Source organism: Mycobacterium rhizamassiliense, from assembly GCF_900157375.1.
Taxonomy (GTDB): Bacteria; Actinomycetota; Actinomycetes; order Mycobacteriales; family Mycobacteriaceae; genus Mycobacterium; species Mycobacterium rhizamassiliense.
The window spans coordinates 2,264,174-2,278,199 of the sequence record NZ_LT721901.1; the positions used below are offsets into that span (position 1 = coordinate 2,264,174).

General features: G+C 66.8%; 14 protein-coding genes and 1 tRNA gene. 3 read left to right on the plus strand and 12 right to left on the minus strand.

Annotated features, from left to right (window positions below):
* Nucleotides 1–81: 81 nt before the first annotated feature.
* Together MRAB57_RS11045 and MRAB57_RS11050 are read right to left on the minus strand one after the other, a co-directional pair.
* Nucleotides 82–156 (minus strand) — tRNA-Thr (locus MRAB57_RS11045).
* A 28-nt stretch (nt 157–184) separates the two neighbouring features.
* Nucleotides 185–913, minus strand: coding sequence for a hypothetical protein (locus MRAB57_RS11050; protein WP_077087592.1), 729 nt, complete (start codon nt 911–913; stop codon nt 185–187).
* Nucleotides 914–1,075: 162 nt separating this feature from the next.
* On the opposite strand from MRAB57_RS11050, the gene phoP reads away from it, so the two are divergent.
* Nucleotides 1,076–1,795 carry a two-component system response regulator PhoP gene (gene phoP, locus MRAB57_RS11055; protein WP_077087593.1) on the plus strand — a complete coding sequence of 240 codons (720 nt, stop codon included), beginning with the start codon at nt 1,076–1,078 and terminating at the stop codon, nt 1,793–1,795.
* 31 nt (nt 1,796–1,826) lie between these two features.
* Nucleotides 1,827–3,257, plus strand: coding sequence for a sensor histidine kinase (locus MRAB57_RS11060; RefSeq protein WP_077087594.1), 1,431 nt, complete (start codon nt 1,827–1,829; stop codon nt 3,255–3,257).
* Here the strand turns inward: MRAB57_RS11060 and MRAB57_RS11065 are convergent.
* From MRAB57_RS11065 to MRAB57_RS11110, 10 genes are all read right to left on the minus strand, one after another.
* Nucleotides 3,254–3,658, minus strand: coding sequence for an HIT family protein (locus MRAB57_RS11065; protein WP_077087595.1), 405 nt, complete (start codon nt 3,656–3,658; stop codon nt 3,254–3,256). The two genes, MRAB57_RS11060 and MRAB57_RS11065, sit on opposite strands and share 4 nt — an antisense overlap.
* Before the next feature lie 37 nt (nt 3,659–3,695).
* Entirely contained in the window at nt 3,696–4,115 is a 420-nt protein-coding gene (locus MRAB57_RS11070) for a ketosteroid isomerase family protein (protein ID WP_077087596.1), read from the minus strand.
* Between the two features lie 19 nt (nt 4,116–4,134).
* Nucleotides 4,135–6,189: an FAD-dependent oxidoreductase gene (locus MRAB57_RS11075; RefSeq protein WP_077087597.1), complete on the minus strand. Its 2,055-nt coding sequence runs from the start codon at nt 6,187–6,189 to the stop codon at nt 4,135–4,137.
* Between the two features lie 15 nt (nt 6,190–6,204).
* Nucleotides 6,205–7,332, minus strand: coding sequence for an NDMA-dependent alcohol dehydrogenase (locus MRAB57_RS11080; protein WP_077087598.1), 1,128 nt, complete (start codon nt 7,330–7,332; stop codon nt 6,205–6,207).
* A 145-nt stretch (nt 7,333–7,477) separates the two neighbouring features.
* The gene (locus tag MRAB57_RS11085) at nt 7,478–8,023 is read right to left on the minus strand and encodes a nuclear transport factor 2-like protein (RefSeq protein ID WP_077087599.1); all 546 of its coding nucleotides are present in this window, start codon (nt 8,021–8,023) and stop codon (nt 7,478–7,480) included.
* Nucleotides 8,024–8,025: 2 nt separating this feature from the next.
* Nucleotides 8,026–8,235: a ferredoxin gene (locus MRAB57_RS11090; protein ID WP_077087600.1), complete on the minus strand. Its 210-nt coding sequence runs from the start codon at nt 8,233–8,235 to the stop codon at nt 8,026–8,028.
* Nucleotides 8,236–8,247: 12 nt separating this feature from the next.
* Nucleotides 8,248–9,600 (minus strand): cytochrome P450, encoded by a 1,353-nt coding sequence (locus tag MRAB57_RS11095; RefSeq protein ID WP_077087601.1) that lies wholly within the window; start codon nt 9,598–9,600, stop codon nt 8,248–8,250.
* A 52-nt stretch (nt 9,601–9,652) separates the two neighbouring features.
* On the minus strand, nt 9,653–10,477 hold the full coding sequence (locus MRAB57_RS11100) for an SDR family oxidoreductase (RefSeq protein ID WP_077087602.1): 825 nt from the start codon (nt 10,475–10,477) through the stop codon (nt 9,653–9,655).
* A complete protein-coding gene (locus tag MRAB57_RS11105) occupies nt 10,477–11,694 on the minus strand; it encodes a cytochrome P450 (RefSeq protein ID WP_077087603.1) in 1,218 nt (405 codons plus the stop codon). The genes MRAB57_RS11100 and MRAB57_RS11105 overlap by 1 nt, the downstream gene beginning before the upstream one ends.
* Nucleotides 11,691–12,329, minus strand: coding sequence for a TetR/AcrR family transcriptional regulator (locus tag MRAB57_RS11110; RefSeq protein ID WP_077087604.1), 639 nt, complete (start codon nt 12,327–12,329; stop codon nt 11,691–11,693). The genes MRAB57_RS11105 and MRAB57_RS11110 overlap by 4 nt, the downstream gene beginning before the upstream one ends.
* A 223-nt stretch (nt 12,330–12,552) precedes the next feature.
* Between MRAB57_RS11110 and MRAB57_RS11115 the strand changes: the two genes are divergently transcribed.
* A complete protein-coding gene (locus tag MRAB57_RS11115; protein WP_077087605.1) occupies nt 12,553–14,019 on the plus strand; it encodes an aldehyde dehydrogenase in 1,467 nt (488 codons plus the stop codon).
* Nucleotides 14,020–14,026: the final 7 nt, after the last annotated feature.

The window sequence follows — 14,026 nt, forward strand, 5'->3', positions numbered from 1 at the left end:
CCTTCGGGCGGCCACGTCACACGGGTTTGAGCAGTGAGGGGATGTCGGCGTCGAGCCATGTCCGTCAGTTTTAGATCGGCGTGGAGCCCCCTGTCAGGATTGAACTGACGACCTTTCGCTTACAAGGCGAGTGCTCTACCACTGAGCTAAGGAGGCCGGGTAAATCGGCTGCCAGCCTAACGGGTCACACGTCGCCTTCGATGATGCGCTGTGAGGGCACCGGGCGCGACGGCGACCGGGACGGCGAGCGGCGGCGGCCGGGCAGCGGGATGCGGTCGGCGATGTTGCTCAGCGGGTTGACCACCATCGTCAGCGCGCTGACGGCGTCCTGCAGGGTGGCGATGGCCGGCTCGAGCGCCTCCATCCCCGGCGTCAGTCGGGCCAGGGTGTCGGCAACGTCGGCGAGCTGGTCCAGCGGACCGTGCTTGGCAGTCAGCTTGTCGATGAGCCCGCCGTCGGCGAGCAGTCGCTCGGCCAGTCCGTCCTCGGACAACACCCGGTCGATCAGCCCCTCCTCGGCCAGCAGCTGATCGACCAGCCCGTCGGTCTGCAGTGCGCGATGCAGCCCGCCGCCCTCGGCGGTGAGCCGGTCGAGTAAGCCGCCCTCCGAGGTCAACAGGTCGACGACGCCGCCCGGTCGCAGCAGGCGATCGATCGGGCCGTCGGGCGCCACCGCGCGTCCCAGCGGCGCATCGTCGTCGAGCAGCCGGGCGATCCGGTTGGCGCGCACGATCGCGTCGTCGATTCCCAGCATGGAGGTCACGGCGTTCGTCCCGGCATCCCCGGCGTCGCCCAGGGAACGCTTGGCCACCCCCACCGCCGCGCCCGCCAGGTTCAGGCTCGCCTCCGCGGCGGCCAACCCCACGCGCGCCGGAGCGGTTGCCGCTGCCACGACGCTCTTCGCGAGATTCATAGTTCCGAGTTTATGCACGACGCGCCGCATCTAAACCCAGCCTGGTCAAAGCCGATGCGATGATTTCTGGCAGACTACTTGCAGACGGTTCGCAACAGCCTCACAGCAACTACACAATGGTTGTGGAGGTAACGTACAAACTAGTGACGAAAGTGTGAACAGATGACCGCGGCTACCCCAACCGAAAACCAGCCTGAGGCACGCGTTCTCGTGGTCGACGACGAGGCCAACATCGTCGAATTGCTTTCGGTGAGCCTGAAGTTCCAGGGATTCGAGGTCGCGACGGCGACCAACGGCGCCCAAGCGCTCGACCGGGCCCGGGAGGCCCGGCCCGACGCGGTGATCCTCGACGTGATGATGCCCGGCATGGACGGGTTCGGCGTGCTGCGTCGGCTGCGGGCCGACGGCATCGACGCCCCGGCGTTGTTCCTGACCGCCCGCGACTCCCTGCAGGACAAGATCGCGGGCCTCACCCTCGGCGGCGACGACTACGTGACGAAGCCGTTCAGCCTGGAGGAGGTCGTCGCCCGGCTTCGGGTCATCCTGCGCCGCGCCGGCAAGGGCGGCGCCGAACCGCGCAACGCTCGCCTGACGTTCGCCGACATCGAACTCGACGAGGAAACCCACGAGGTGTGGAAGGCCGGCGAGCCAGTGTCGTTGTCGCCCACCGAATTTACGTTGCTGCGCTACTTCGTGATCAACGCGGGCACGGTGTTGAGCAAGCCGAAGATCCTCGATCACGTCTGGCGCTATGACTTCGGCGGCGACGTCAACGTCGTCGAGTCCTACGTGTCGTATCTGCGCCGCAAGATCGACACCGGTGAAAAGCGGCTGCTGCACACCCTGCGCGGAGTGGGTTACGTGCTGCGGGAGCCCCGGTAAGACCGCGCCCGAGTAGAGCGAGATAAAAGGTATGCCCAATCAGCCCCGGCGAGGACTGCCACTGCGGGTGAGTCTGGTCGCCGCGACCCTGGTTCTGGTGGCCTGCGGCCTGGCGGCCTCGGGCGTCATGGTCACCTCGATCCTGCGGCACAGCCTGATCAGCCGCATCGACCAGACGCTGCTGGACGCGTCCAAGGGCTGGGCGCAGGCCCCCCGCAAGCAATCACCGCCGCTCTACGGAGGCCCCGATCCCAGCCGACCGCCCTCGAAGTTCTACGTGCGCGGCATCAGCACCGACGGAACTCCGTTCACCGCCATCAACGACCGCAATGCCGAGCCCGCGCTGCCCGCCAACAACGACGTCGGCCCCAACCCGATCACGCTGCCGTCCGTCAACGGGTCCGACATCCAGTGGCGAGCGGTGTCGGTACGCGGAGCCCACGGCCTGATCACGGTCGCGATCGACCTGTCCGATCTCGAGCACACGGTGCGCTCACTGGTCTGGTTGCAGGTCGGTATCGGGGTAGTCGTCCTCGTGGTGGTCGGAATCGCTGGCTTCGCGGTGGTGCAGCGAAGCCTCAGACCGCTGTCCGAGGTCGAAAAGACCGCTGCGGCAATCGCTTCCGGTCAGCTCGATCGCCGAGTCCCCGAACGTGATCCCCGAACCGAGGTCGGCCGGCTTTCCCTGGCGCTCAACGGCATGCTCGCCCAGATTCAGCAGGCGATGGCTTCTTCGGAGTCGTCGGCCGAGACGGCCCGCGGTTCAGAGGAACGCATGCGGCGGTTCATCACCGACGCCAGCCACGAGCTGCGCACTCCGCTGACCACCATCCGTGGGTTCGCCGAGCTGTATCGCCAAGGCGCCGCGCGTGACGTGGCGATGTTGCTGTCGCGGATCGAAAGCGAAGCCAGCCGGATGGGCCTGCTCGTCGACGACCTGCTGCTGCTGGCCCGGCTGGATGTGCAAAGGCCGCTGGAACACCATCGGGTGGACCTGCTGGCGCTGGCCAGCGACGCCGTGCACGACGCGCAGGCCATCGACCCCAAACGCGCGGTGAGTATGGAAGTCCTCGACGGCCCGGGCACCCCGGAGGTGCTCGGCGACGAGCCGCGCATCCGCCAGGTGCTCAGCAACCTGGTGGCCAACGCGCTGCAGCACACGCCGACCACCGCCGACGTCGTCGTACGGGTGGGCACCGACGGTGACGACGCGGTGATCGAGGTGGCCGACCGCGGGCCCGGCATGAGCCAGCAGGATGCGTCGCGGATATTCGAGCGGTTCTATCGCACCGACTCGTCGCGTGCGCGGGCCAGCGGCGGTACCGGACTGGGGCTGTCCATCGTCGACTCGTTGGTGCACGCGCACGGCGGCGCTGTCACCGTGAAAACCGCACCCGGCGAAGGTTGTTGCTTCCGCGTCACGCTGCCGCGGATCAGCGACGTGCCCGCCCAGGTGGGCTAGGTCAGTTGCTCGAGTGCGCCCTTGATCTGGGCCTGCGCCGCGTCCAGGGATTCCGGTGACGGGTTGCGGTCGACGTTGGCGAAGCCGAAGTCGCCGAGGCTGCGCGTGGGGAACACGTGCACGTGCAGGTGGGGAACCTCCAGCCCGGCGATGATCAATCCGGCGCGCTCGGCGTGGAACGCCTTGCACACCGCCTTGCCGATCAACTGGCTCACGGACATCACCCGGTTGAACGCCCCGGACTCGACTCCCTGCCACTGATCGATTTCCGCGCGGGGCACGACCAGCGTGTGCCCCTGCGTCATCGGTTCGATCGTGAGGAACGCGACGACGTCGTCGTCCTCATAAACGAAACGGCCGGGTAGTTCACGGTTGATGATCTTGGTGAAGATCGACGCCATGGCCCCAGCATAGGTTCGGCGATCCGGGGACCCGGACTCAGTCCTCCTTGCCGAACTCCATCACGTCGAGGTTCCAGTACCCGCGCATGTTGGTGATCAGCCCGGCTTCGTTGACCTTGTAGGTGAACACACCGCGCACCTTGCTGGTGATGCCGCCCTCAAACTTGCTCTGCAGCACCAGAATATGAGCGATCTCGTCGGGCGTGCTCGACGGGAAGGTCTCCTCGCAGGTGATGGTCAGCTGGTTCTGCGCGATGTTGTTGTCGAAGAATTCGCCGACGGCCGCCTTGCCGCGCACGCCGGTGCCGTCGGGATTGGTGACGGACTTGCCGATCGGGTCCTCGATGACGACGTCGTCGGTCATCAGCGCAAGCCAGCCCTCGCGGTCCTTGCCCTGCGCGCAACGCCAGGACGATTGGGACGCCGTCAGAGCGGGGGATTGGGTGGTTTGGGTCATCGTTGTTCTCCTGTCTTCTTCATATGGCGCACGCGGCGCGTGCACCCTCCTCGGTGGCTTTGCGGATCAGGCCCATGCCGCCGCAGTCGCCCGCGGCGTGCACGTCGGCGCCGGGCATGGCGGCTTTCAGGTCGTCGAACAGCGTGGTGTCGGCTTCGACCGACCCGGCGATCACGACGCTGTCGGCGGGCAGCGCCCGCGTGCCGCCACCCGCGGGCGCGAACACGACGGCGTCGTTGGTGATGCGTTCGACCGATGTCCGGACGTGCACGGTGACGCCCAGCCGGTCCAGGCGATCCATGTGTTCGGTCTTGCGCTTGTTGCCGACTTCCGGGGCAATGTCTTTGCCCGCTTCGAGTATCGACACCAGCCGGTCGCGGCCGGCCAGAAACTCGGCCAGCTCTAGGGCCACCAGGTCGCCGCCGATGATGACCACGCGGCGACCCACCGGCATCCACGCGCGGGTGGCCAGCCGGACCGCGGCGGGGCGGACCAGGCGCTGCCGCCAGCCGCCCAGCACCGACGCGCCCAGCCGCTGCCAGGCCGGGTCGCTCGCTCCGGCGTGCCCGCCCAGCAGTTCACGCAGTCCCGGTCCGGTGTGCACGTGCGGGAGCTCGCAGCCCGGAATCGCCGGCACGGCGACGTGACCGCCGGTGGCCACCACCACGGCATCGGGCGCCTGCGCCACCACGTCGCTGACCGAAACGGCATGGCCTAGCTGCACTTTCGCGGAGCTGAGCTTGATCTCGTCGCGCAGATATCGCAGGAACGGCTGGTTCTCCGGATGCAGAACCGACGCCCAGCGCAGCGCACCGCCCAGCTGGTGGGCGCGCTCGAAGAGGGTGACGTCGTGGCCGCGTCTGGCCGCCACCCGGGCGGCCTCCAGCCCGGCCGGTCCGCCGCCAACCACCACCACCCGCTTGGGGCGAGACGCCGGCGGCGCGGACAGTTCGCGCTCCTTGCCGGTGCGCGGGTTGACCGCGCAGTCGACCGAGAAACGCTGTTCCATTGCGTCAATGCAGTTTTCGCAGGAGATGCACTTGCGGACCCGCTGCGATTGGCCGGCTTGGATCTTGCGTGGCAGCTCCGGGTCGGCCAGCAGCGGTCTCCCCATGGCGATGAAGTCGGCACGTCCCTCGGCGAGGATGCGCTCGGCCCGGTCGGGGTCGTGGATCCGGCCGACAACGATGACCGGCACGTCCACCACCTGCTTCACCGCCGCCGCGGCGCCCACATTGAGCGCGTCGCCGTCGTCGGCGCTGTTGACCATGCCGGTGACCAGCCGATCGATCACGCCGCCGCTAACGTGGAACGCGTCGACGCCGGCGGCCACCAATTCGGGTGCCATTCCGGCGGTTTCGTGGATCGGCCGCCCGCCAGCCACCCGTTCGTAGCCGGAGACGCGCAACGTGATCGGTAGCGCGTCGCCGATCTCGCACCGAATCGCGGCCAGCGCCTCGAGCACCACTTGCACGCGCCCCTGCGCCGAGTCGCCCCGGTATTCGTCGGTGCGCCGATTGCGTTGCGGGGCAAGGAAAGAACCCAGCAGCATGTAGCCGTGCGCGGCGTGCAGCTCGATCCCGTCGTAGCCGGCTTCGGCGGCCCGCCGGACGGCCGCCTTGAACAAGTCGAACACCGCGGTGAGCTGATGCTTGCTGATCTCGTGGGACGGCCGGCCGGTGAGATACGACGGGATCACCGACGGCCCCACCGAATCCACGCCGAACATCTCCGGCCCCAACCCATCTGGGCCCGCGTGCACGATCTGCGGCTGGATCTTGGCACCGTGCTCGTGCACCACCTCCACGAGCGCCCGGTGGGCCGCGACCGCGTCGTCAGTCGCCAGGTGCAGGCCGCCGGGCGTCTCCGGATGCTGATGGTCGACGCCGGTGGCGCCCAACGTGATCAGCCCGACGCCACCCTTCGCGCGCGCGGCAAAGTAGTCGCGGGTGCGTTCCGACGGCAACCCGTCGGGCGTCCCGTACATCGTCTCCATCGGAGACATGACGACCCGGTTGCGCACCTCCATGGCGCCGATTCGCCCCGGCGCCAGGAGGTGCGGAAAGTTGGTCACCCAGGACCGGTCGGGTTACCGGTCGGCGTCGGTGAACCGGATAACGCCGCGAATGTTCTTGCCGTCCAGCATGTCCTGGTAGCCGTCGTTGATCTGCTCCAGCTTGTACTGGCGCGTGATCATGTCGTCCAGGTTCAGCTTGCCGGCCTTGTACATCGACAGCAGCTGCGGGATGTCGTACTGCGGGTTCCCGCCGCCGAAGATGGTGCCCTGCAGGTTCTTCTGCATCAGGGTCAGCATCGCCAGGTTCAGCGTCACGTTGGTGTCCATCAGGCTGCCGATGGCGGTCAGCACGCAGGTGCCACCCTTTTGGGTGATGTTCAGGTAGTTGTCGATGTCGGCACCGAGCAGCTCGCCGACGGTAACGACGACCTTGTGGGCCATCAGGCCGTAGGTGACCTCGGCAATGCCCGCCATCGCGGCCATGATGTCGGGGTAGACGTGGGTGGCGCCGAACTTCAATGCCTGATCCCGCTTCCACTCCACCGGGTCGATCGCGAAGATGTAGCGAGCGCCGGCGTTCGCCGCGCCCTGCAGCGCCGCCATGCCGACACCGCCGACGCCGACGATGGCGACGTCTTGTCCCGGCCGGACGTCAGCCGTGCGAACCGACGAACCGTAGCCGGTGGTGACGCCGCAACCGACCAGGGCGGCGACCTCGAATGGGATGGACGGGTCGATCTTCACGACCGAGCTGCGGTGCACGACCATGTACGGCGAGAAGGTGCCCAGCAGCGTCATCGGGAAGACGTTCTGGCCCTTCGCCTGGATGCGGTACGTCCCGTCGGACACCGCGGCGCCGGCGAGCAGCCCCGCGCCCAGGTCGCACAGGTTGCGCATGCCGGCCTGGCAGGTCGGGCACTGCCCACAGGACGGGATGAACGAGAGCACCACGTGGTCGCCCGGGGCGAGGTCTTCTACGCCGGGGCCGACCTCGGTGACGATGCCCGCGCCCTCGTGCCCACCCAGCACCGGGAAGCCGGCCATCGGGATGCCGCCGGTGACCAGATGGTGGTCGGAGTGGCACATGCCCGCCGCTTCCATCTGGATCTTGACCTCGTCCTTGACGGGGTCACCAATCTCGATGTCCTCGATGGACCACGGCTGGTTGAACTCCCAGATCAGAGCGCCTTTTGTCTTCACGTTGGACCTGACCCCATTTCGCCTTTGAAATTAACTGCCCGACCCGATTCAGTCCGGCAGCGGTGGTGACGAGTGCCACACGGCACCCTTGTCGCGCCAGCATAGCGCGTGCAACAAATCAAATGCTTGGTTGGGTGCTGACCGGTCACCAGATGGGGACCGGCGCCTGGCCAAGCGGGTAATAGCCGGGCAACTTCTCGCCGGCGATGCTGCGTTCGATGCGCTTCTGCATGCCGTCGCTGAGGTCGCCGGACTCGATGAGCTTGCCGAACATGTACGCGACGTGACCGAAGTCGAAGAAGTCGCGCTGCCATTCGATGAGCCCGTCGGCGTTGAGGCGGAACCAGCTGCCGCCGATGCCATAGATCTCGTCCTGGGTGCCGTCGCCCTTGTTGACGATCTGCTTCCAGAAGCCGACGATCTCGCCCTGCTTCTCGTCGATGAGCACCTTCTGGTACTCGTACACCCAGTTCTCCAGGCCTTCCATCTCCAGCCCGAGTGCGACGTCGCGGATCTCGTCGACGCCCACGCACATCACGTCTTCCTTGGGGCCGATGTTCCAGCCGTACGTGGCGTCTTGGGTGTAGAAGTCGGCCAGCGGCTTCCAGTCACCGGCCTTTTCGCAGTCCCTGTTGACCTGCAGCCAGCGGTCGACCCATGCCTCCAGGTCTGCACGCGAGTGTGACGACATTGTCAGTCTTCCTTCTCTTTGATGAATAGTGCTTGCGTTGGGCACATATCGACCGCGCGCTGGACTTCGTCGCGGGCGTCTTCGGGCGGTTCGGAGTCGACGATCTCGACCTTGCCCCGCTTTGGCACCCGGAAGTAGTCCGGTGCCTCCAGTTCGCACATGGCGTGGCCCTGACACAAATCCAGATCCACTTCGACTCTGAAACCGCCCATCGGAGTTACTCCTTACGCGGTGCGCTTGCGGTAGCGCACCTTGGCCGGCCTGGCGAGCTGCACGACCATCTTGGAGTGGTCGTTGTGATAGCTATCCGCCGGCTGCGCCATCTCAAATTCGTACTCGCGCAACAGAACCGAGAAGATCGCCTTGATCTGCATTTGCGCGAAGGCCGCGCCGACGCAGCGGTGCCGGCCCGCACCGAACGGGATCCAGGTCCACCGGTTGACGATGTCGGCCTGCTCGGGCTTGTTGTAGCGATCGGGCTTGAACGCGTCCGGGTCGGGGAAGTCCTCGGGGATCCGGTTGCTGATCGCCGGGGACGCCGCGACGAAGTCGCCGTCGTGAATTCCGAAGCCCTCGACCTCGAATTCGCCCTGGGCGACGCGCATCAGGATGATCAGCGGCGGGTGTAGCCGCAGCGTCTCCTTGACCACGTTGTCCAGCTTCGGAATCGACCGCAGCGCATGGAAACTCACCTCCTGGCCGTCGGCGTAGAGCTCCTCGAGTTCGGTCAGCACCTCGGCGTAGACGTCCGCGTGGCGGATCAGCTCGATCAGCGTCCAGGCCGACGTTCCCGAACTGGTGTGGTGGCCCGCGAACATCAGCGAGATGAACATCCCGGTGACCTCGTCGGCGGTGAACCGCGAGTTGCCGTCCTCGTCCTTGATCGACACGAGCACGTCGAGCATGTCGCGGTCGGCCTTGTCCTTCGGCGGGCTGGCCTGCCGCTGGTTCATGATTTCCTGCACCAGCGCAACGAGTTTGACGCGGGCCTCGTCGCGACGCTGGAAGCTCTCGATAGGCAGGTAGGGGTCGACGTAGCACAACGGGTCGGTGCCGCGTTCCAGCTCGTGGTAGTACTCCGCGAAGCGGTGGTCAAGCTCGTTGCGGAATTTCACGCCGATCAGGCAGGCCGTCGAGGTGTAGATGGTCAGCTCGGAGAAGAAGTCGAGCAGCTCGATCTCGCCCTCGTCGCCCCAGTCGGCGATCATCCCCTTCACTTGGGCCTCGATGGTCGCGGCGTGGCCCTTCATCTGCTCGCCGCGCAGCGCCGAGTTGTGCAGCATCTCCTTGCGTCGCTCCGGGCTCGCGTCGAACACCACACCCTTGCCGAAGATCGGCGCCATGAACGGGTATGCCGCGGCCTGGTCGAGCTCTTCGTCGGCGGACCGGAAGAAGAACTCGTTGGCGCCAGCGCCGGACAGCAGGATGACGTGCTTGTCGACGAGTTGGAACCAGCCGACGTCGCCGCACTCGTCGCGGACGCGCTTCATCAAACCGATTGGGTCGGTGCGGAATTCCTCGAGATGGCCGTGCTCTTCCTCGCCGCCGGAGACCCGGGGCACGATAGCGGTGGTCATTTGCTCACTCCTCCTCGGCGCGCGGCGCGCGCCGCATCGTCGAATCGCGAAGTCATGACGGCATCCCCTCTTCGCCGAGTGCGAGTTTCTGGCGATCTGTGTTGTCGGCCAACGGGGCTTCGGGCTGAAGCTCCATGTTCGCGATGAAGCCACCGCGCGGTGTCTCAGCGACGAACGTGATGGCGCGTCCCAGGTCCGCCGCGCGCAGGAAGTAGTCGTGTCGGGCCTGGCCCCACTTGGCCCAGTCCTCGAGCGCGGGGCCGATCTTGTCGGCCGGCAGGCTCCAGCCCATCGACGTCTTCGTCGGGCCGGGGTGCACGATCGAGGCCCGCACGCCGGTGCCCTCGAGCTCCATCTGGAAGTTGGTGACCATCGCGACCAGCGCGGCTTTGGCGGCGCCGTAGGCACCCATGTGCGGTCGTTGGCGCAGCGCCACATCGGAACCCACGAAGATGAGGTCGCCGCGCTGCCGCTCCAACATGCCCGGCAGAACGGCTGAGGCGAGCCGGAAGGCGCCGACCAGGTGGATCTGCAGCTGCGAGTCGAATTCGTCGCCTGCGATCTCGGCGAGCTTGCCGAAGTACGTGTCGCCGGCACCGGCGACCAGCACCTCGATCTCACCGAGTGCATCGGTCGACTGTGCGACAAAGGATTTCACCGAGTTCGGGTCGGTGACATCCAGGTGGAATCCGACTGCCTCGCCGCCTTCGGCGTTGATCTTGCCGACGATGTCGTCGAGCTTCTCGACCCGACGGGCGCCGAGCGCGACCGGGAAGCCATGCGCGGCAAGCTCGATGGCGGCGGCCTCTCCGATCCCGGAGGAGGCGCCTGCCACGATGGCCGGCCGGCGTTCGGGCAGGGGGGCAAAGCGAGGCATCAGCGGGTCTCCACGGTCATTGGTAGATGAGCGAACCCGCGGACATTACTGGAGTGGACGCGGACGGCGTTGGCCTCGTCCACTTGATATCCGCGGATTCGCTTGAACAACTCGGTGAGCGCTACGCGGGCTTCCATCCGGGCCAGATGGGCACCCAGGCAGAAGTGCGCGCCGCTACCGAAACTCATGAGCTTGGAACCGATATCGCGCCCGATCACGTAATCGTCAGGGTTGTCGAACACCCGCTCGTCACGATGGGCCGAACCGGGCAGCAGCAACAGGACGTCCCCGTCCGGGATGGTGGTGTCGTAGAGCGTCAGCTCGCCGGCCACGGTGCGGGCCAGGATCTGGCTGGACGTGTCGTAGCGCAGCGATTCCTCGACCCACGGCGTCACCAGTTCGGCGTCGTCGTAGACCGGGGCCAGCTGATCGGGGTTCTTGTGGCCCCAGAACGCGGCATTGGCAAGGAGTTTGGTGGTGGTCTCGTTGCCGGCGATCACCATGAGGAACATGAAGCCGAGCACTTCGTCGTCGTCGAGGCGGTCGCCGTCGATCTCGGCCTCCAGCAGCGCCGAGGTCAGGTCGTCGGTGAGCTTCTTGCGCCGCTCGGCCACCATCTCCTGGTAGAAGACGATCAGGTTGAGCGAGGCTTCGATGGCTTCCGGCGGCACATCGGTGACACCCTCGTCGCGGTGCATCACGCCGTCGGCCCAAGCCCGGACCTGGACCCGGTCCGCCTCGGGAACCCCCATCAGCTCGGAGATCACGTCCATGGGCAGCTTGCCGGCGAACTCGTCGACGTAGTCGACCGTGCCGCCCTTCGCTTTTTCCAGCATGGTGTCGAGATGCTTGACGGCGATCTCGGTGACCCGAGGCTCGAGTTCGCGAATCCGCCTGGGCGTGAAGCCCTTTGACACCAGCGTGCGCAGCCGCAGGTGGGCCGGGTCGTCCATCGCCAGGAAGCTCATCGTCTTGCTGGCGTGCGGTCCGCGGGACGCCGGGTCCAGCGAGACGCCGAACTTGTTGGAAAGCGTTGTGCTGTTCCGGAATCCCTGCAGCACATCCTGATGCCGGGACAGCGCCCAGAACTTCAGCTCCTCGTTGCGATACAGCGGAGCCTCGTCGCGCAGCCGTTTGTAATACGGATACGGATCTTCGTGGAAGTCGTAGTCGTATGGATCGAGGACCAGTTCGTGGTCTGGCACGTGCAGGGTCATGAGGTTCTTGTCTCCTGGCTTGTCTCCCCGGCGCCGGGCAAGATCAGTTTCACTACGTAGGCCAACCGGTCGGCGATCTGGTGATAGGTGAACTGGCCACTGCCGGCCTGCACCAGTGCGCCGAAGAACGTCATCTCCAGTGCGGACACCTTGTCGGGATCGGCGCCGGGCCCGATCGCGGTGGCGATGCGGCGGTGGATCTCCGCGCCGATCCGGTCGCGCACGGCGCCCACCGCGGGATCGGTGCCGCCGCCGAGCAACGCTGTCGTGCAGGCCGCACCGACCTCGGGTTCGTCGGCGACCACCAGCGCCAGATGCCGCAGGACCTTGTCCACCCGGACCGGCATGGGGTCGTTGACGTCGGTGAAGTACGGGACCTGGCGGACCAGGTCCAGGTAGACCTCGGCGATCAGGTGGTTCTTCGACGAGAAGTAGGTGTAGGCGGTGGCCGGGGCGACCTTGGCGCGGGCGGCCACGGCGCGCACCGTCAGGTCGCCGTACGACTTCTCCCGCAGAGTCTCGATGCCGGCGGCGAGCACCTTGCGAAAGGTCTCCTCCTGGCGGCGATTACGCGGCGGCTGACCCGTCGGTTGCTCGGCCTGGGCTGCGACCGTCACCAGGGCATCGCTGGACACATGTCCAAGCTATCGGATGAGTGGGAGGCGAAGCAAGCCCGATCAATCAATATGCGGCTTAATGTGGTGTTTTCCGGGGCCGTTGCGTCCGTAGTGGAGGGAGCCCCTTGCACCGCTGACGACCTGACGGCTATCGTGCGATGGGGCAATATCGGACAACTGTCCATCTAAATGCCCTGCGGATTCAGACCCCCCTGGATTCACGCACAGACGGGAGCGGGAGATGGCCTTATTGGCCGACGGTGTCAGCGGACTCTTCATCGACGGCAAGGTATCGACCGGCGGCGCCGGGACCTTCCCGACGATCAATCCGGCCACCGAGGAAGTCCTGGGCGTCGCGGCCGACGCCGACGCCGGCGACATGGACCGCGCCATCGGCGCCGCGCGCCGCGCCTTCGACGAGACCGAGTGGTCGCGCGATACCGAGTTGCGGGTCCGGTGCGTGCGCCAACTGCAAGAGGCGATGAAGGGGCACCTCGAGGAGCTGCGCGACCTGACCATCGCCGAAGTCGGAGCGCCGCGAATGCTGACCTCGATCGCCCAGCTCGAAGTCCCGGTCAACGACCTGTCGTTCGCGGCCGACACCGCCGAATCCTACGAGTACCGCCAGGATCTGGGCGAAGCGAAGCCGATGGGCATCCCCACCCGGCGCACCATCGCCCGTGAGGCCGTCGGCGTCGTCGGCGCCATCACGCCGTGGAATTTCCCCCACCAGATCAACCTCGCCAAGATCGGACCCGCGCTGGCCGCCGGGAACACCGTCGTCCTCAAGCCCGCCCCGGACACGCCCTGGTGCGCCGCGGTGCTGGGCGAACTCATCGCCGAGCACACCGACTTCCCGCCCGGGGTGATCAACATCGTCACTTCCAGCGACCACGGCGTGGGCGCGATGTTGTCCAAAGACCCTCGGGTGGACATGGTTTCGTTCACCGGATCCACCGCCACCGGCCGCGCCGTGATGGCCGACGGCGCCGCGACCATCAAGCGGGTCTTCCTCGAGCTGGGTGGCAAGTCGGCGTTCATCGTCCTCGACGACGCCGACCTGGCCGGCGCGGTGGGTGTGGCGGGCTTCTCGGTGTGCATGCACGCCGGACAGGGCTGCGCCATCACGACCCGCCTGGTGGTGCCGCGGGCCAAGTACGACGAAGCCGTCTCCATCGCGGCCGCGACGGTGGGCGGCATCAAGGCCGGCGATCCGACGGACTCCGGAACCATCTGCGGCCCCGTGATTTCGGCGCGCCAACGCGATCGGATCCAGGGCTATCTCGACTCGGCGATTGCCGAGGGCGGCACGTTCGCCTGCGGCGGTGGCCGGCCGGCGGACCGCGAGGTCGGCTTCTTCATCGAACCCACCGTGATCGCGGGGCTGGGCAACGACGCGCGGGTCTCGCGCGAGGAGATCTTCGGCCCGGTGCTGACCGTGATCCCGCACGACGGTGACGACGACGCCGTGCGGATTGCCAACGACTCGGCATTCGGGTTGTCGGGCACCGTGTTCGGCACCGACCCCGAGCGGGCTGCGCGAGCCGCCGCCCGGGTCCGCGCGGGCACGATCAATGTCAATGGGGGCGTGTGGTATTCGGCCGACGCGCCTTTCGGCGGATACAAGCAGTCCGGAAACGGCCGCGAGATGGGGCTCGCCGGTTTCGAGGAATACCTGGAAACCAAGACCATCGCGACAGCGGTTTAACCAAAGG

Coding starts and splice junctions, on each gene's coding strand:
- MRAB57_RS11060 (WP_077087594.1), top strand. CDS start 1,827: ATGCCCAATCAGCCCCGGCGAGGACTGCCACTGCGGGTGAGTCTGGTC.
- MRAB57_RS11050 (WP_077087592.1), bottom strand. CDS start 913: ATGAATCTCGCGAAGAGCGTCGTGGCAGCGGCAACCGCTCCGGCGCGC.
- MRAB57_RS11065 (WP_077087595.1), bottom strand. CDS start 3,658: ATGGCGTCGATCTTCACCAAGATCATCAACCGTGAACTACCCGGCCGT.
- MRAB57_RS11100 (WP_077087602.1), bottom strand. CDS start 10,477: ATGCCTCGCTTTGCCCCCCTGCCCGAACGCCGGCCGGCCATCGTGGCA.
- phoP (WP_077087593.1), top strand. CDS start 1,076: ATGACCGCGGCTACCCCAACCGAAAACCAGCCTGAGGCACGCGTTCTC.
- MRAB57_RS11070 (WP_077087596.1), bottom strand. CDS start 4,115: ATGACCCAAACCACCCAATCCCCCGCTCTGACGGCGTCCCAATCGTCC.
- MRAB57_RS11115 (WP_077087605.1), top strand. CDS start 12,553: ATGGCCTTATTGGCCGACGGTGTCAGCGGACTCTTCATCGACGGCAAG.
- MRAB57_RS11085 (WP_077087599.1), bottom strand. CDS start 8,023: ATGTCGTCACACTCGCGTGCAGACCTGGAGGCATGGGTCGACCGCTGG.
- MRAB57_RS11095 (WP_077087601.1), bottom strand. CDS start 9,600: ATGACCACCGCTATCGTGCCCCGGGTCTCCGGCGGCGAGGAAGAGCAC.
- MRAB57_RS11090 (WP_077087600.1), bottom strand. CDS start 8,235: ATGGGCGGTTTCAGAGTCGAAGTGGATCTGGATTTGTGTCAGGGCCAC.
- MRAB57_RS11105 (WP_077087603.1), bottom strand. CDS start 11,694: ATGACCCTGCACGTGCCAGACCACGAACTGGTCCTCGATCCATACGAC.